Origin of the sequence: Halobacillus sp. HZG1 (assembly GCF_035818575.1) — a bacterium.
Classification (GTDB): domain Bacteria; phylum Bacillota; class Bacilli; order Bacillales; family Halobacillaceae; genus Halobacillus; species Halobacillus litoralis.
Genome location: NZ_JAYLVQ010000031.1, coordinates 1 through 17,736 on the forward strand (window position 1 = coordinate 1; position 17,736 = coordinate 17,736).

17 protein-coding genes and 2 riboswitches are annotated in these 17,736 nt (G+C 45.9%); of the genes, 14 read left to right on the forward strand and 3 right to left on the reverse strand.

The window, feature by feature from the left end:
* The first annotated feature begins 526 nt into the window (after window positions 1–526).
* From VKA52_RS04195 to VKA52_RS04210, 4 genes are all read left to right on the forward strand, one after another.
* On the forward strand, window positions 527–1,675 hold the full coding sequence (locus VKA52_RS04195; RefSeq protein WP_326314296.1) for an acyl-CoA dehydrogenase family protein: 1,149 nt from the start codon (window positions 527–529) through the stop codon (window positions 1,673–1,675).
* 11 nt (window positions 1,676–1,686) lie between these two features.
* Complete coding sequence (locus VKA52_RS04200) at window positions 1,687–2,829, forward strand: thiolase family protein (RefSeq protein ID WP_326314297.1); 1,143 nt, start codon at window positions 1,687–1,689, stop codon at window positions 2,827–2,829.
* Window positions 2,830–2,831: 2 nt separating this feature from the next.
* Window positions 2,832–3,599, forward strand: coding sequence for a 3-hydroxyacyl-CoA dehydrogenase (locus tag VKA52_RS04205; protein ID WP_326314298.1), 768 nt, complete (start codon window positions 2,832–2,834; stop codon window positions 3,597–3,599).
* Window positions 3,600–3,775: 176 nt separating this feature from the next.
* Entirely contained in the window at window positions 3,776–5,332 is a 1,557-nt protein-coding gene (locus VKA52_RS04210) for a fatty acid--CoA ligase (protein ID WP_160910659.1), read from the forward strand.
* 96 nt (window positions 5,333–5,428) lie between these two features.
* Here the strand turns inward: VKA52_RS04210 and ligD are convergent, their stop codons facing one another.
* Window positions 5,429–7,186, reverse strand: coding sequence for a DNA ligase D (gene ligD, locus VKA52_RS04215; protein WP_326314299.1), 1,758 nt, complete (start codon window positions 7,184–7,186; stop codon window positions 5,429–5,431).
* 147 nt (window positions 7,187–7,333) lie between these two features.
* Here ligD and ku point away from each other — a divergent pair, with 147 nt between their 5' ends.
* The 5 genes from ku (at window position 7,334) to VKA52_RS04240 (ending at window position 11,998) form a co-directional block, all read left to right on the forward strand.
* A complete protein-coding gene (gene ku, locus VKA52_RS04220; RefSeq protein ID WP_160910661.1) occupies window positions 7,334–8,170 on the forward strand; it encodes a non-homologous end joining protein Ku in 837 nt (278 codons plus the stop codon).
* A 74-nt stretch (window positions 8,171–8,244) separates the two neighbouring features.
* Entirely contained in the window at window positions 8,245–8,424 is a 180-nt protein-coding gene (locus VKA52_RS04225; RefSeq protein ID WP_160910662.1) for a hypothetical protein, read from the forward strand.
* A complete protein-coding gene (locus VKA52_RS04230) occupies window positions 8,417–9,025 on the forward strand; it encodes a Fic/DOC family protein (RefSeq protein ID WP_160910663.1) in 609 nt (202 codons plus the stop codon). Before VKA52_RS04225 ends, VKA52_RS04230 begins: the two co-directional genes overlap by 8 nt.
* A gap of 319 nt (window positions 9,026–9,344) precedes the next feature.
* Window positions 9,345–10,310, forward strand: a complete 966-nt coding sequence (locus VKA52_RS04235; protein WP_326314300.1) for a threonine/serine dehydratase — start codon at window positions 9,345–9,347, stop codon at window positions 10,308–10,310.
* A gap of 17 nt (window positions 10,311–10,327) precedes the next feature.
* Window positions 10,328–11,998, forward strand: a complete 1,671-nt coding sequence (locus tag VKA52_RS04240; RefSeq protein ID WP_326314301.1) for a PucR family transcriptional regulator — start codon at window positions 10,328–10,330, stop codon at window positions 11,996–11,998.
* Between the two features lie 22 nt (window positions 11,999–12,020).
* On the opposite strand, the gene VKA52_RS04245 is transcribed toward VKA52_RS04240, so the two are convergent.
* A complete protein-coding gene (locus tag VKA52_RS04245; RefSeq protein ID WP_326314302.1) occupies window positions 12,021–12,554 on the reverse strand; it encodes a DUF3221 domain-containing protein in 534 nt (177 codons plus the stop codon).
* Between the two features lie 112 nt (window positions 12,555–12,666).
* Window positions 12,667–12,776: riboswitch (TPP riboswitch) on the forward strand.
* A gap of 93 nt (window positions 12,777–12,869) precedes the next feature.
* Here VKA52_RS04245 and thiW point away from each other — a divergent pair.
* The 5 genes from thiW (at window position 12,870) to thiE (ending at window position 16,367) form a co-directional block, all read left to right on the forward strand.
* Window positions 12,870–13,358, forward strand: coding sequence for an energy coupling factor transporter S component ThiW (gene thiW, locus VKA52_RS04250; protein ID WP_326314303.1), 489 nt, complete (start codon window positions 12,870–12,872; stop codon window positions 13,356–13,358).
* A gap of 5 nt (window positions 13,359–13,363) precedes the next feature.
* A riboswitch (TPP riboswitch) is annotated at window positions 13,364–13,469 on the forward strand.
* Window positions 13,470–13,511: 42 nt separating this feature from the next.
* On the forward strand, window positions 13,512–14,198 hold the full coding sequence (gene tenA, locus VKA52_RS04255; protein WP_326314304.1) for a thiaminase II: 687 nt from the start codon (window positions 13,512–13,514) through the stop codon (window positions 14,196–14,198).
* Window positions 14,195–15,007, forward strand: a complete 813-nt coding sequence (gene thiD, locus VKA52_RS04260; protein WP_326314305.1) for a bifunctional hydroxymethylpyrimidine kinase/phosphomethylpyrimidine kinase — start codon at window positions 14,195–14,197, stop codon at window positions 15,005–15,007. Before tenA ends, thiD begins: the two co-directional genes overlap by 4 nt.
* Window positions 14,998–15,756, forward strand: a complete 759-nt coding sequence (gene thiM / locus VKA52_RS04265) for a hydroxyethylthiazole kinase (protein WP_326314306.1) — start codon at window positions 14,998–15,000, stop codon at window positions 15,754–15,756. Before thiD ends, thiM begins: the two co-directional genes overlap by 10 nt.
* Window positions 15,753–16,367 carry a thiamine phosphate synthase gene (thiE, locus tag VKA52_RS04270; RefSeq protein ID WP_326314307.1) on the forward strand — a complete coding sequence of 205 codons (615 nt, stop codon included), beginning with the start codon at window positions 15,753–15,755 and terminating at the stop codon, window positions 16,365–16,367. Before thiM ends, thiE begins: the two co-directional genes overlap by 4 nt.
* A 40-nt stretch (window positions 16,368–16,407) precedes the next feature.
* Here the strand turns inward: thiE and VKA52_RS04275 are convergent, their stop codons facing one another.
* Window positions 16,408–17,637 carry a threonine synthase gene (locus VKA52_RS04275; RefSeq protein ID WP_326314308.1) on the reverse strand — a complete coding sequence of 410 codons (1,230 nt, stop codon included), beginning with the start codon at window positions 17,635–17,637 and terminating at the stop codon, window positions 16,408–16,410.
* Between the last annotated feature and the right edge of the window lie 99 nt (window positions 17,638–17,736).

Genomic DNA, 17,736 nt, shown 5'->3' on the forward strand with positions numbered 1-17,736 from the left:
TTCTCGAAACCACTACGATAAGGACAGCTCGTATGATTATTAGAAATGGATGAAAGAACGCCTCCCCTAGCACAGAAAAGCCTAATCCAGAGCGCTTTTCCCCCTAACAGTTGGATAGTAGAAGACCATCAAACTTGGTAAAGGGGTTCGTTACACTCATACATCGATTGGGGTGGTTGGGAAGCTGCGAGACTCCCGCGGGAATGGATTGGCTGGCAAGACCCCACAGTGCGAAGCACGAGGAGGCTTGCCGTCATCCCCGCAGGAAAGCGAGTAGCTTCCCAGCCACCCCTGACGCTCAATCCGGGCAACGAACCCCGTAAAGTCTCGAAACTGAGTCTTAAAGAAACCTGCCATTTAGTTAAATATCCAATTTTCGCACTGTGATGGATGGTTATAGTCATGGACGATGTCGAAATCCTTCTAAATACATAAAAATGTAAGCGTTTTCTGTTTGTGGCAGGAAAGGGAGGAATAAAGAGAGAATTACATCCAATAGAGCGAAGAATGTTCAGGGAGGAAGATAATGAAGGCATCTTACATAACAGAAGAACATGAAATACTCCGTCAGTCTTTAAGGAAGTTTTTAGAAAAAGAAGCGTACCCCTATTATGATGACTGGGAAAAGGCAGGAGAAGTTCCCCGGGATTTCTGGAGAAAGCTTGGAGAACAGGGGTATCTATGTCCTTGGCTCGACGAGGAATATGGCGGTTTTGGAGCAGACTTCGGCTATTCCGTTGTCATCAACGAAGAAATGGAAAAAGTAGGGACGGGATTGATTGGGGTTGGTTTACACAACGATATAGTCGTTCCTTATTTGGAAGCTTATGGAACAGAAGAACAAAAGAAAAAATGGCTGCCAAAATGTACAACAGGAGAATGTATTACCGCAATCGCGATGACAGAACCAGGAGCAGGATCGGATCTTGCTTCAATAAAGACGACAGCAATAGAATCTGACCAAGGATTTACAATGAATGGGGAAAAAACGTTCATTACCAATGGAATTCATGCGGATTTGGTAGTGGTGGTGTGTAAAACGGATCCCCATGCGTCTCCAGCGTATAAGGGAATCAGTCTGATGGTCGTTGAGAGAGACACTTCCGGTTTTTCACGAGGGAGGAAGCTCGAGAAGATCGGCCTGAACAGTCAGGATACTTCAGAATTAATTTTTGAAGATGCAGCCGTTTCCAAGGATAACCTTCTTGGTAAAAAAGGCGAAGGTTTCTATTATTTAATGAACCAGCTGCAACAGGAGCGTTTGATCGTAGGTATTGGTGCCATTGCAGCATGTGAACGGATGCTTGAGTTGACGGTTGCTTATGTAAAGGAGCGCAAAGCTTTTGGGAAGTCTATTGCCTCTTTTCAAAATACTCAATTCAAACTAGCTGAACTACAAACGGAAGTTGAGATTGGAAGGACATTTCTGGACCGTACAATCGAGGCGCATATGAACGGGGAGGACGTTGTCAAAGAGGTGTCGATGTCCAAGTGGTGGACGACCGACCTGGTGAAAAAGGTAGCAATGGAATGTATGCACCTTCACGGTGGATATGGATATATGGAAGAGTATGAAATTGCGAGAAGGTTCCGTGATGCACCAGTCACGGCGATTTATGCGGGATCCAATGAAATTATGAAAACAATCATTGCCAAAAAGATGGGCTTAGTATAGGAGGAAAAGTTATGAATGAAGTGGTCATCGTAGAAGCGGTAAGAACCCCTGTGGGCAAAAGGAATGGAGGTCTCAGCGAAATCAGGCCGGATATCCTTTTGGCAGATGTACTTAAGGAACTGGTAGAACGAGCTTCTCTCGACCCTGTAGAGGTGGAAGATGTTATCGCTGGCTGTGTGAGTCAGGTGGGGGAGCAGGCGGGAGATATCGCCAGAATTGCTGCCTTGACTGCTGGATTCCCAATGGAAGTCCCTGGAGTAACCCTCGATCGACAATGTGGATCAAGTCAACAGGCGATCCATTTCGCTTCACAAGCTATTGCGTGTGGGGACATGGATGTTGTCATTGCAGGCGGCGTGGAAAGCATGTCACGAGTGCCGATGTTCTCAAACATGCAAGGGACATCTTTTAACGAACGGTTGACGTCAAAGTACGAGATGATTAATCAAGGTCATTCAGCAGAAAGAATTGCAGACAAGTGGCAGTTGAGTAAGGAAGAGCTTGATGCTTATGCAGCGGAAAGTCATCGAAGGGCGTTAATGGCCATCGATGAAGGCCGGTTTGAAAAAGAAATCATGCCTGTGACCGCAGGTGATTCCAATGTCATCAAAACAGATGAAGGGCCAAGAGCAGGTACGTCAGTTGAAACACTCGCCACTCTGAAAACCGTTTTTCAGGAAAACGGAAAAATCACCGCAGGAAATGCGAGTCAAATTAGTGATGGAGCTGCAGCTGTGCTCTTAATGTCACGGAAGAAAGCAGAAGAACTTGGATTGAAGCCTCGCTTTCGTATTGTCTCGAGAGCTGTCGTTGGTTCCGACCCGACATTAATGCTGACAGGTCCGGTCCCTGCTACATATAAAGCTTTACAAAAATCCGGGCTGAGTCTTGAAGATATCGATCTTTTTGAAGTGAATGAAGCCTTTGCCCCTGTGCCTATGTTTTGGATGAAAGAGACGGGTGTGTCACATGAAAAGCTGAATGTGAATGGTGGAGCCATTGCGCTTGGTCACCCGTTAGGTGCTACAGGAGCCAAGCTTATGACCACCCTCGTTCATGAATTAGAAAGGACAGCAGGTAAGTACGGCCTGCTTGCCATCTGTGAAGGACACGGAATGGCGAACGGCACGGTCATTGAAAGGCTGGAGGGATAGCGATGGATGCTAAAAATGTGATAGCCATTGTGACAGGCGGGGCATCGGGCCTTGGAGAAGCGACGGTGAGGAAGATTGCAAGAAATGGTGGGAAAGTGGTGGTTGCAGACCAAAACACAGACAAAGGCGAGGTACTTGCAGAAGAATTAGGCTCTTCTGTACTCTTTGCCAAAGTGGATGTTACTTCCGCTGATGAAATTGAACACATGCTCCAAACGGCTGTAGAAACCTTTGGTCAGGTAAACACCGTCATCAACTGTGCTGGCATCGTAACAGGTGAAAAAGTGGTTGGAAGGAATGGCCCGCACCGCCTGGAGTCTTTTTCTAAGATCATTGAAGTGAACCTGATTGGTACATTCAATGTCATCCGTCTGGCTGCTGAAAAAATGCAGCAAAATGAGCCAAATGAATATGGTGAGCGGGGTGTCATCATTAACACAGCATCGATTGCGGCTTATGAAGGTCAAATCGGTCAGGCGGCTTATAGTGCGTCTAAGGGTGGCGTCGCCGCGATGACGATGCCGCTCTCAAGGGAACTTGCCCGTCATGGCATCCGCGTAATGGCTATTGCACCAGGGTTGTTTGAAACTCCAATGTTTGAACAGCTCCCTGAAGAAGCGAGGGATACCCTGGGTAAAGCTACACCGTTCCCCTCTCGATTAGGAAAGCCTTATGAGTATGCGAAATTAGCTTTAAGCATTTTAGATAATCCGATGCTTAATGGGGAGGTGATCCGTCTAGACGGAGCGATTCGGTTACAACCCAAGTAAATGTTACCCAGGCAGGTAAGGTTCCCGTACTTAGAAGGTGAGGAAAGGACGCTTTAATTTTTACACAGAAAAATCTGGATGAAGCACTCCAATAGTTGATCGTTCAGGAAGCTCATGGTGGATCGAGCACGTTGGCAAATAGGATTTTATTAAAAATCAAAAGGAGTCGATGAGGAATGGGACCAACACTTAAGAGTATGTTTGAGCATACGGTGGCGAAGTACGCAGATAAGGAAGGATTGGTGGATCTACGGCTTGGTACACGCTGGACATACGGAGAATGGGACCAGGAAGTCAACCGCACTGCGAATGCGCTGAAGGCCTCGGGGGTGGGAAAAGGGGATAAAGTATCGACGGTCCTTTTTAACACAGCTGAATATGCGACGGTGCTGTTTGCCTGTATGAAGATTGGGGCGGTATTTAATCCGGTGAACTTCCGTCTTATGGAAAAGGAAATCGAGTTCATTTTGAAAGACGCTGATCCGAAGGTGGTTGTGTTTGAAAAAGCGACGGCTGCTCAAATCGCTCCAGTTGCAAAAGAGATGCCGAGTATTGAGTTCTGGTCTATCGATGAAGAAAACCTGCCTTATGCGATGAACTATTATGAACGAATTGATGGAGTGACAACTGAACGACCTGTGTGTGAACTGGATGAGAACGACGCTTATGCCATCATGTACACTTCCGGAACGACGGGGCTTCCGAAAGGGGTCATCCATACGCATAGAAATATGGTCGACCAAGCGCTCATCATGACCGCTTGTTTGAGACTGACAGAAGAAGACCGGGGACTGACGGTCGCCCCGATTTTCCACTGTGCTGAGCTCCATTGCGCGTTCTTTCCGAGAGTAATGATTGGAGCGACAAACGTCCTGATGCACCACTTCGATGCGCCTGAAGTGATTGGAACGGTCAGGGAGGAGCAGATCACCTCGTTCTTTGCAGCTCCGACGATGTGGAACATGATGCTGCAAGAGGAATTCACGAAAGAGGATTTCCAGACGTTGAGGCAAGGTCTTTATGGAGGAGCACCTATGGCCCCTGCTTTGACGTTGAAGTTGCATGAGTCTTTAGGTGTTCAACTTTTACAGGCCTATGGTATGACGGAGATGGGACCGGCAATTACCGCCCTTACGGAAGAAGAACAGGTTACGAAAGCAGGGTCGGCAGGAAGAGCGTTGCTGAACCATGAAGTGCGCGTGGTGAGAACGAATGAGCATGGTCCTGCCGAGCCCGAAGAGATATGTAAACCTCGAGAACTCGGGGAAATTATTGTACGAGGGCCCAGCATGATGAAGGGATATTACAATAGGCCGGAAGCGACAGAAGAAGCTATGTACAAAGGTTGGTATCATACAGGTGACATTGGATCGTTCGATGAAGATGGATACCTCTGGGTCAGTGACCGTGTGAAAGACATGATTATATCAGGCGGTGAAAATATCTACTCAAGAGAAGTCGAAGATGCTTTGTTCGATCATCCTGCAGTCATGGATGCAGCCGTTGTTGGTGAACCAGATGACTTGTGGGGAGAAAGGGTGGTCGCCTACATTGTCAAAAAGGACAGTGGCGTCACCGAGCAAGAACTGGATGAGTTCTGTACTTCAGGAAACAGGCTTGCCCGCTACAAACGGCCGAGACGTTATGAATTTGTAGATGAACTCCCTCGTAACGCGAGTGGGAAATTACAAAAGTTCAAACTGCGTGAGCGAAGTAAAACATTATCCGAATAGAAATATTAAGAAAGGCTGCTGGTGACGACCGGCAGCCTTTCATTTGTAGTTGACTGGCTTTTTAATTTCACCATTTCCCGGGCAATATTCGACAAGCTATCGAAGCAATTGTCTCAATTTTTGAATGGGCTGCTCGTCTCTGGCCTGTTCATACATAGAAAAAGGGCACCCATATTCAGCTATTCGGTCAGGTATTGTTTGAATCGTAAACGATTCTGGTTGCAAACCTTCCCCCACCTCTCTCCAATGAAGCGGGGTAGCGACAGTTGCGGCTTCTGTAGCTCTTGTTGAATACGGGGCAATGATCGTTTTTCCTTCTGCATGTTGAACATAGTCAATATACAAACGATCTCCGCGATTTTTCTTCAACCGTTCTATTGTAAAAAGATCGGGGTTTTCGTTAACAAGAAGTTTCGCCAACGTTTCAGTGATTTTCCTAGTCTCCTCATAGCTTAAATCCCCCTCGCGAATAGGGATATGAATCTGCATCCCTTTATTTCCTGAAGTTTTCACAAAGCTTTTGACTTCAAGCTCGTCTAAGAGATGCTTTAATAATTGAGCAGCCGTAATGGCCTTACTGAAATGACTTCGATCTTTTGGATCCAAATCCAGAACTATTTCATCGGGCTTTTGACCACCAGCCTTTTCAAAGGGGAGATGGTATTCCAGTGCACCCTGGTTGGCAAGCCAAAGAAGAGAGTGGAGGTGGTCGCAAATGATAAACGGCTCTCCGTCCTCCATCCACATTTTCAGAAAATCCGGGGCATAGTCGGGGTAATGTTTTTGGTAAAAGGATTCTTCGTAAATTCCATCAGGGTAACGGATCAATGTTAACTTCTTTTCCTCTAGGAACGGGATCATGTGAGATGCTAATTGACGGATGTAAACGAGAAAATCCTGTTTAGCAATACCCTTCCATAAAGGTTTATCCAGATTGGTCGGCTCAAAATCAGCAGGAAACAAGGATAGATCCCACTGCTTCTTAGCTTCTGTGCAATGTTCAGGAGTAAGATCAAACCGGAATTTGTGGAAGAGGGGTTCACGAAGTTCCCCTTCCTCTGCATTTAGACAATGAACATCTACACACGTGCCGGGATCTAAATGCCATGTGTCTTTTTTCTTTCTTCCATGTTCTTTGAAGAACATACGAAGTGTCTCACTCTCTTCATCTGTCAGGCCATGTTTAAACTTTCCAAGAGGGAGAAGGCTCTCGTCTTTATATAATCCTATATCGTAATACCCATTCTCAGAGTCGTACTGTTGTAAAAAGCCAGAGACTGTCCTCCATTGTTTCCATTTCAACCACTGTCTTACTCGGTCACCAGGCTGATACTTGCTCTTTTTCATTTTTGCAATGATCCCCTCAGCTAAGTGCAGCTCAGCGATGGTTAGGATGTCCTCTATTTCCTCATATACATCAATACATTTAATTTGGGGGTGCCTTAGCTTTCCGATAAGCTTCTTCAAGTTTTCTTTTCTTGTTAATAGAGGAATAGCACCTTTTTCAATTTTGTCAAAAGCTATGAAGGTAGCAGGCCTTCGTTTAGAAGAAGTTTGAATCTTTTCTTTATTACGCATTCTTCCCCTTGTTTGTAAGGCTTCGAAGTTTGCCTGAAAAGGAGTGTTCAAAATCACTAACTCGCCATCAAGAATAAAAGGGAGAAGGTTTTTGGGAATGTCCATCTGAACGATTTCTGGAAATCTTTCGCTCATATCTTTTCCATTCCGGCTCCAAAGCTTGACCCCTTCTACGCTTGCATCGAGAATAGCTCTGAAACCATCATACTTCACTTCATATACCCACTCATCTCCCTCAGGGAGTTCTGCCGTCCCTGTCAAAAGCATCGGCTTCATTTCCATATCTCCTCCTTTCTATTCACTTTTCTTTCACAACCCTGCCATTTAGTTGAATAGGTTAGGTTTTTTATGTAGTTTATCCATAGAGAAGAAACATATTTTTCATGGATCTCGTGAAACCTATAGGAAAAAGGAGTGAGCGGGATGCACACGATGTGGAAAGGGACCATCAGCTTCGGACTTGTGAATATTCCGGTGAAACTGCATGCAGCAACAGAGAATAAGGACATCAAACTGCGCCAGCTGCATGAAGAATGTAAATCACCAGTCGAATATGAGAAACGCTGCCCGGTATGTGATCGGGATATTGAGAGTGAAGAGATTGTCAAAGCTTATGAATATGCGAAGAACAAATTTGTCGTTTTAGATAAAGAAGACCTGGAACAGTTGAAGAAAGAACAGGAAGATAAAGCGGTCGAAATCATTGATTTTGTTAAATTGGAAGAAATCGATCCGATTTATTTTGAGCGGAGTTATTTTATTTCTCCAAGCGAGGGAGGATCAAAAGCATACAGCCTCCTTCGTCAGGCACTTGGTGATACGGAGAAGATTGGAATTGCTAAAATCATCATCCGCTCCAAGGAACAACTGGCGATTGTCCGTGTGTATGAGAATACGCTTGTCATGGAAACCATTCATTATCCTGATGAGGTCAGGTCTGTCCAGGATGTGCCGAATGTTCCTGAAGAAACAGAGTTGAGTAAAAAAGAGTTGAGTACGGCGGTGACATTGATCGATCAGTTGACGGAAGAATTCGACCCTGAAAAATATAAAGATGAATACCGAACGGCGCTGATGGAATTGATTGAAGCGAAGAAAAACAATGAAGAGGTCACAACGGCCAAAGACAAGCCGAAGCCGGATAACGTAACGAATTTAATGGATGCATTGGAAAAATCGTTGGAGAAAACAAAAGGGTCCAAGAAGAAGAAACCAACGAAGAAAAAGACGACCACATCCGGTAAGAAAAAGACGTCCTGACAGGGTTTTACCGTCTATAAAACCTCCTTCTGTAGTATAATGTAGAGGATAGGATTAAAGTTCGGAGGGATATGATGACCGTACGTTCTGAGGAAGAAGTGGAATTACTTATGCGTCCGGCCCTGGCTTCTCTTGCTGTCGAGGGAGACCGCTTGAGCAAGAATCAGAAACTGCTTGTGAAAAAGTGCCTGACAGGGGAGATCTCTCACGAGGAATTCGTAACCAGGGCGTTGGAACTGGCTCGTCATGCCTAACACTAGGTATGGGAATGAAAAGTCGAAGTATTGTTATCCTGGGTCAAATGTATTAATCAACCATTTTGACATTAAGGACGAGAAACAACTGGCAGCCTTGGAGTCGATGTTTACGGCGCAAAGGCTTGCTGAGCTTCAATCAACCCCGATTACTGGGGAATTCGACTTGCGCCACTTACAGAAGATCCATGCGCGCCTATTTTCAGATCTTTATCCTTTTGCTGGAGAAATTCGAACAGAGAATATTACAAAGGACGGATTTTCTTTTGCTCAAGCCAGGTTCATACTCGATGCGGCAGAGCCTATATTTCAACAGATGATGAGAGAAGATTGGAAAAGTATGAACAGGGTTTTGATTGTAGAGAAATTGGTCTATTACATGTCAGAAATTAATGTGCTCCATCCTTTTAGAGAAGGAAACGGGAGAAGTTTACGAGAGTTTATTCGATGCGTAGCTTTGGAAGCAGGATATCGTTTGGATTGGTCCGTAGTACCACCAGAAGCCATCTTTAAAGCGAGTGTCCAATCTGTCAAAGATGTAAGCGCTCTTGCTCAGGTTATCAGTCAATCCTTAACCAACTACCAGAAACCTTCAGCCTGAAACGAGGCTGAAGGTTTTTTTATGAAGAAAAGGAGTCCACTTGAATAAAAAAAGTACAGCCGGGCTAAAAGTTGGATCTACGATTCGAATAGGAAGTGGTCTTTGAGGGATCGGGGATAGTGGCTTACCCATCTGACTTGTTTAATCTTTTATTGAGGACGCCGCGCGCCAAAGAACGGCGGCCTTTTACCAAAAGAATACGGCTTTGAACCCAACTAGTATTTTATCTCTTTAAATATAAGAGGTTGTTCCACTATAATAAAAATAACTGAAAATTCAAAACTTAGATTCATCTAAATTCTAGAAGGAGGACGTTATGATGACCAGCCTTTCCTTCAGAGAGGTATGGGAAGCGAAGAGTCGCATAGCTTCGTTTGTCCAATCCACTCCTATCCTTTATTCAGAGCCTCTTTCTGAGCGTACCGGCGCACGTGTTCACTTGAAACTTGAACATACCCATCCTACGGGGTCATTCAAGCTCAGAGGAGCAGCTAACAAAATTCTATCTCTTCCCGAGGAGGACTTAAAGAAAGGGGTAACTACCTTTTCAACTGGTAATCATGGGATCTCTGTTGCCTATATAGCAGCACAATTAGGGATTCCTTGTACAGTTTGTATTTCGAATCGTGTTCCGGAGGCTAAGGTTAATCGGTTGAAAAAGCTGCAAGCTGGGGTTGAAATCGTGGGGAAAAGTCAAGATGACGCAGAAGCAAGGTGTACGGAGTTGGAAAGAGACGAAGGGATGACCGTGATCAAGCCTTTTGACGATCGGGAAATTATCGCCGGCCAGGGCACGATTGCGCTTGAGATTATGGAACAGTGTCCGGATGTCGATGAGGTCATCATTCCCTTGTCTGGAGGAGGACTGCTGTCCGGGATTGCTTTTGTTATGAAATCTATTGAACCTTCCATACTCGTAACGGGTGTGACGATGCAGAAGGGGGCGGTCATGCAGGAAAGCCTCGCCAAGGGGAAACCTGTCATCCTCGAGGAGTCTTATACCCTGGCTGACAGCCTGCTTGGAGGAATCGGGACAGAGAATCGTTACACTTTTCCCATGACGAAAGCTTTTATGGATAAAGGAGTGCTTGTGGAAGAGGCGCATATTGAAGAAGGGCTGATCTTCACTCTCGAACACCATAAGATGGTTGTGGAAGGAGCAGCGGCCACAGGGATTGGCCACTTGCTTCATTGTAATGATCTACAAGGTAAAAATGTTGTTGTCGTCATGACAGGAAACAATATCGATCATCAAGCGGTTACAGATCTTTTGGCTAAATCGTAAGTGGGGGAGGAGTGGAGATGGGGGTTGCCGTGGAGGAAGTCTTAAAACTTTCCGTTCTCGAAAAAGCGAAAGTGCAGACAGAGATGTATCATCGCCAGGTAGACTGGATCTCCGTAATTGAAACACCTGTGGAGAACTTTGTAAGAAACAATGAATTTGTGTTAAGTACAGGGGTTGGGTGCGGAGAAGATGTGCTGGCACTAGAAGAATATGTGAGAGATGTCATCCGTTCGGAAGCATCTGTGCTGGCGTTTGCCACAGGACGGCATCTTTATAAAATCCCGGACCGGGTGTTAAAACTTGCGGAGAAACATGAGTTGATTGTAATGGAAATTCCATGGGAGGTCCGTTTCGGAGATATTTTACAGGACGTTTTACGATTGATTAATGAGGAGAGCCGCCAGGAGCAGCAAAGGACGGAAGAAATTCGCCAAGAGTTGATCAACTGTGTTCTGAACGGAAAAGGGCTGCAGGAGATCACATCCATCATCTATCAGAACACAGGTATTCCAACCGCGATCAGTGACCACAACAAACAAATCCGGGCGAATCAGTATTTTGATCGATATTTCATCGATGTCTTGAATGGACACGAACTGTCGCAGGAAGGCATCCTGGTAGAAACCGAAATGGACAGTGAGCACCCACTCCGCCATTACATTGAAACCTATGAAATCGGTGAACAGAAATGCTACCAGCTTACCATTTTATCGAACTATAAAAAACAAGGATATATTCTCTTTAAGCCGAAGGAAGAAAAGGAGTTAACCTGGGTGAACCTTCATATCCTTGAGCATGCGCTTACCGCATGTGCCTTATATTTCGTAAAAGAGAATGCCATTGAAATGACTGAAATCAGGCTTAAGGACAACTTCCTGCTGGATTTAGCTAAGCGGGAGAGGGAGATGGACAGAGCTCTTTTATCAAAAGCACAGCTGCTTGGTTATGACCTGGAGAAGCCTTATATTTGTCTCGTCGGCCACATCCGGTTCGTTCAGCCGGAGGAGGAGCGCACCTCTTTAACGATGCCTCAGGTCAAGTCGTCATCAATCAACAGTCGGAATTATTACATTCAGAAGGAAGTCACACATGCGGGTGATGCCCTGCATAGGAGGACGATGACCACTTTTGATGAAGGGGAGGTCATCGTTTATTTGGAAACAGACCGGCCGGACTACGGAGAAACCGCGAATCAGTTTCTTGACCTGATTGAGCGGAGACTTCATGAGTTGTTGAAGGGGATTACGATCAGCTGGGGGATCTCCTGCCATAAAGGGGGGTATCAGGTTTTTCATAAAAGCTATGAAGAGGCGGAAACCGCACTGAAAATCGGTCAGCAGCATGAAGAAGGGGAGCGGACGTTTTTCAGTGACACGAGAATGAACCGCCTGCTTATGGCGCTGTCCCACGAAGAAGAAATTGGAGCCATTGTGTCGGATACACTGGAGAAGCTGATTGATTATGATCAGAAGCGGCAGACAGAACTGATTCATACGTTTATGGTCTACAATAAATACAACAGCAATGTCAGCCAGACGGCCCGTGCGCTGAATTTGCACCGCCAATCTTTGCTGCACAGATTGAGAAACATTGAACATTTGACCGGGCTGTCACTTCTCAATGCTGATGACCTCTTTTTGCTAGAGCTCAGCGTAAGGTTATGGCTTTTGAAAAAAGTCGATGCATAGAGCGCTACCTCGCGGTAGCGCTCTATTTTTTATCTTTGACGGTCGTTTTCCATTCGCCCTGATTGGTCCCGCGTCGATCCAGCTCGACGGTCCACTGGTCGGATTCCTTGTCAAAAGAAAGCAGAGAAACAATCAGCACATCGGACTTTTCCGGTTCTTTTTCAGATAATGCAGTAGAAAGAGCTTCAGAAGCTTTTAAGTCTGCTCCCTCTACTTCACTCATTTCAAGCTCCTGGACTTTTTCAGCGGTGGCTTGTTCAGGGTACGATTCAGCGATATCCCCGTCTACCCAGACCTCGACCTGTTTGCCGACCCATAAACCTTTAGGAGCTCCAGACACCCACATGGCCCTTCCTTCCTCCCCTGACCCATCATCCATCGGTGTGACAACAAGGATACTGTCCTCATCCTGATCCATGACAAACCCGCTTATGTCCGGGTCGGGTACTTCTGCTTCCACTTCCTTCTGGTCTACTTCCTCCGTTTCTGACAGCCCACATCCACTAAGGCATAAAGAGAAAACCATGAACATACCAAGCATCCATCTCATTTTCATCATTCACACACTCCTTATCTACTTAATGATGACGTTTGAACGGGAGCAAAAGTTTCACATGACAGAAACATCCAATTTTGTTATGATGAAAATCACCAAGCGAATAAGTTTATGAAACTACTAGGGGAGCCTGAATAGGCTGAGAGGAAAGCGAGCGAGCTTTCTGACTCTTACAAACCTGATCTGGTTAATACCAGCGGAGGGAAGTAGTCTGACGATACGTGTATCGGCTTACTGCATACCAGGCCAGGTCCTCTAAGGATCTGGCTTTTTTATTTGCCTCCATTCTACTCCCGTTCAGAAAGGTGGTGAAATATGAAAAACACAAAGTTACTCACAACGATGGCTGTGCTTGTGGCAATCGGGACGCTCGGGGCGCAATTCCTTTGGTTCCCTGCCGGTATTGCAAAAGCTTATCCTGTCCAGCATGCGGTTAATGTGATTGCGGCGGTGGTGCTTGGCCCCGTGCCGGCGGTCATGATTGCTTTTGTTATCGGGCTTTTACGTTTCTTATTAGGGCTCGGCACCTTTCTTGCTTTCCCAGGTGGGATGTTTGGTGCATTATTGGCAGGGCTTTTTTATCGGATGTTTGAAAGAAAAAGTTCTGCGGTGATTGGTGAAGTGCTCGGCACTGGAGTCATCGGAGCTTTGGCATCTGTCCCGATCGCACACGTCTTAATGGGAAGTTCAGCTGGTGTTTTTGCGTTTGTTCCTTCTTTTGTCGTAAGTAGTCTCTCGGGGGCTTTCATTGCTGCCTTCATTTTATCACGAGTGAAAGTTGAAAACATGATCTTACAACCATAATACACGGAAACTGCTAGGGGCGCGAGTATTCGCTGAGATAAGGAAACATTCCTTGGTCCCTCAATACCTGATCCGGGTCATGCCGGCGGAGGGAAGTAGTAAGAATCCCCTTCTGTCCTCTAGTAGCTTCCAAGAATAATAGGAGGCTCTATCATGTCTTTTTCCAAACAATTAAGAAATGAAAATCAGGATATTTATCAAGAAATCTTCACTCATCCCTTTGTCCAGGGGATCGGGAAAGGAGAGGTCCCGAAAGAAGCGTTGATTCATTATATCAAGGCTGATTATGAATATCTGAATGCTTTTATGCATGTGTATGGAATCGCTATTTCCAAGTCCCCTCGTAGAGAAGACATTCAACTGTTTAATAAGCAAATCGATTTTGTGTTGAACAGCGAGATCCATCCTCATAACAATTTTTGTGAACAGATTGGCGTTTCCTATGAAGAGCTTCAAGGGTATCCGCTGCCGCCGACTGCTGATCACTATATAAAGCATATGCTATTTCATGCCCATAATGGGGGGATCGGTGAAATATTAGCGGCCTTGCTTCCATGCCCGTGGACCTATTATGAAATCGGGGTCGAGCTTAAGAACCACTACCAGCCAGGGGTTGACCATCCTTTTCTCCCTTGGATCGATTTTTATGCCGATGCAGAGGTGAACAGTCTGACGGCGGTGTTATGTGAGCGGCTTGATCAGTATGCTGTACAAGCGTCTGAACCAGAAAAACAGCGGATGAGAGAAGCTTTTCGTAAAAGTTGTCAGCTGGAATATGCTTTTTGGGATATGGCTTACACACAAGAACAATGGCCTTGTGAAAAGGAGGTTGTGAGATGAGACAAGTATCATGTGCGCTGACAATTGCAGGGACTGATCCGAGTGGTGGCGCGGGTATACAGGCAGACTTGAAGACGTTCCAGGAATTGAAGAGTTACGGGATGAGTGTTGTAACTTCAGTCGTTTCCCAAAACACGACAGGTGTGAAGGATGTACATCACCTCCCGGAAAATTTCATTAAGAGTCAGCTGGAAGCTATTTCTGTGGATATGCCTGTTCATGCACTGAAAACTGGGATGATTGCCAATAAGGGGATGATGAGAGTCATCAGTGAATGGTTGGATGAAGTGGCTGCTCCTTACATCATGGACCCTGTCATGGTTGCCCAGAGCGGGGACCCCTTGATTGAAAAAGAAGATCAACGGTATTTAAAAGAATACCTTGTGCCCAGGACATCACTCGTCACTCCGAACATCCCTGAAGCTGAAGTCCTTGTCGGAGGAATAATTAAAACAGAAGCAGATATGAAAGAAGCAGCCGAGATGATTGTGAAAGATTTAGGTGCAGGAGCGTCTCTTGTCAAAGGGGGCCATCTACATGGAAGAGCGGTTGATTTTCTATATGATGGTGGACGTGTCTATGAATTTGAATCTGAACGGATTGATTCTCCGAATACGCATGGCACAGGGTGCACGTATTCAGCAGCCATTACGGCTTACCTGAGCCAGGGACACGCTTTGCCAAAAGCCGTCAAAGAAGCCAAATACTTCGTAACAGAAGCGATTCGCCACTCCTTCGACTTAGGAAAAGGAAGCGGACCGACCAATCATTTTGCTTTACGTGAGGAGGTTTTCAACAAATGGCTGTAAGTGTTATCGAAAGAGTAAGAACACAACGCCCACTGATTCATCACATCACGAATTCAGTGGTAATGAATTTTACAGCGAACGGTCTTTTAGCTTTTGGAGGGTCGCCGATCATGGCCAATGCCACACAGGAAGTGGCGGATGTTACCCGATTGTCTCAAGGACTGTTATTGAATATAGGAACGCTTCATGAAGAACAGGTGAAAGCGATGATCCTTGCTGGTAAAGCTGCAAATGAAATCGGCATTCCTATCGTCTTCGATCCTGTCGGCGCTCCTGCTACTCGGTATCGTTCAGATGCATGTCAGAGGATCTTGCAGGAGGTGAATCCGACAGTTATTAAAGGGAATGCCGGAGAACTTGCCCATCTCATCGGTCTAAATGTGGAAACGCAAGGCGTAGACTCCACAGGAGCAGCTGATTCCGAAGCCATCGTCCGCTTAGTAGCGGAGAAATATCAGACTGGAGCCGTCTGTACAGGAGAAGAGGATGTCGGATGTATGGATGGGGATGTTTTTGTTAATGAAACAGGACACCCTCTCCTTGCTCAAATTACGGGTTCCGGCTGTTTGCTTGGTTCTTTGCTTACAGCAAGCTTAGCGGTAGAAGGCAATCCTAAAGAAAAGGTGCTGGCAACATTAAGCCATTATGGAAGGGCGGCGGAACAAGCAGCAGGGCAACCTGATGTCAAAGGACCAGGGACATTCATACCGCGGTTTGTCGATGCTTTAGCAAAGGGTGAAGAGACATGAAAGCTTCTACCCTTCGAAAATACTTCGTCATGGGCAGCCAAAACTGTGCCAAAGATCCTTTGAGTATTTTGGAAGAAGCGATTGGAGCTGGAATCACGTGCTTTCAATATAGAGAAAAAGGAGAAGGCGCTCTAACTGGAGAGGCGATGTACAGTCTCGGTCATAAGCTGCGCCAACGTTGTGCTGAAGCGGGTATTTTATTTATCGTCAACGATGACATCGAACTTTTTGATGTGCTTCAAGCTGATGGAATACACGTGGGGCAGAGTGATCGAAGTGTGAAAGAAATTCGTTCAAAATATCCTAATACAATCATAGGGTTATCGGTATCCGATCGGACAGAATTAGAAGAGAGTCCTGTCCATCTTGTCGACTATTTAGGTGTAGGTCCGATGTTCAGGACAATGACGAAGAAAGACGCTAGCCCTGTAGCAGGGCCTGAATGGGTGAAGATCGTCAAAAAAGCGTTTCCTGACATGCCCGTAGTCGGGATCGGAGGCATTCATCCAGAAAATGCTAGGGAAGTAATGGAAGCGGGAGCGGACGGGGTCGCCGTCATATCAGCCATTACACAAGCAGCTGACATTTCCTCTGCCGTAAAATCCTTATAAAATAGAAAGGAACTCATGCGTGTCATGAGTTCCTTTTTTGTTATCTGATGGTTTTCGTGATTCCTAAACTTTCTCCTGGTTGAAGAACCGGAATTTCGATCTGAACCGTATCCGGATATTTAATGCCAGCACCCGTATTAAGTACGACCACTTCATCCTCTGCGGCAATCCAATTTTCTGCTCTTAACTTTCTGGCAGCAGCAAATGCTGCAGCTCCTTCTGGGCAGACGAAGGCCCCTTCTTTTTGAGCGATTCTTTTCTGTTCCTCTAATAGTTCAGTGTCGCTGACGGCTACCGCACACCCTTCTGTATCATAAAGGGCGTCGAGGACAAGGAAATCTCCAATTGCTTTTGGGACATTGATGCCGAATGCAATCGTTTCAGAATCATCCCAGAAGGATGATTCTTTTTGACCTTGCTGCCATGCTTCCACAATCGGCGCACAGCCTTCGGATTGGACAGCTACCAGTCTCGGCATCCGGTCTTCGGTAATCCACCCAAGCTCCTGCAATTCTCTCAGTGCTTTATGAATGCCGATCAATCCGACGCCCCCACCTGTAGGATAGAGGATAACATCTGGAACGTTCCATCCTAATTGTTCGGCAATTTCAAGCCCCATCGTTTTCTTTCCTTCAATTCTGTATGGTTCCTTTAGTGTGGACACATCATAGAGCCCTGATTTTTCTACAGCTTCCGCCACGATTTTACCTGCATCGCTGATGAGGCCGTCGACGAGAAAAAGGTTGGCGCCGGATAAGGCACATTCGTTCCTGGTAATTTTCGGTGCGTCGACGGGCATGACGATGGTTGATTCCATCGATGCTCTTGAAGCGTATAAAGACCAGGCGGCACCGGCATTGCCATTGGTCGGCATGGCAAGTTCCTTCACTCCCAGTTCTTTCGCTTTTGATACGCCGACCGCAGCTCCTCTTGCTTTGAACGATCCAGTAGGGGTAATCCCTTCATCTTTCATATGAAGTTTACGGATATTCATATCGGCCTGAAGAGTAGGGAGGGGGATCAACGGACTCATGCCTTCCCCCAAAGAAGTTTTGTATGTAGGGTCCTGGAGTGGTAATAGTTCATGGTAACGCCAAAGGTCGGGGGCTCTTTCTTTCAACTGCTCAGGAGACCACGACTCTTTCAATTTGTCTAAATCATAGCTTACGAGTAAAGGAGATCCGCATGTACATAGATGCTGAGGTTCGTCTGCTTTATAGGTTTCCTCACATTTCGGGCAGTACAAATGAGATAAGTAACTGTATGTCATCATTATCCTCCTTCTATCCGGTTATTCGTATCTTAACATAAGAAGTTGGTGGAAAGGTTTGTGACGACATTGTATTAAGGACATCTCCAAAACTTCATA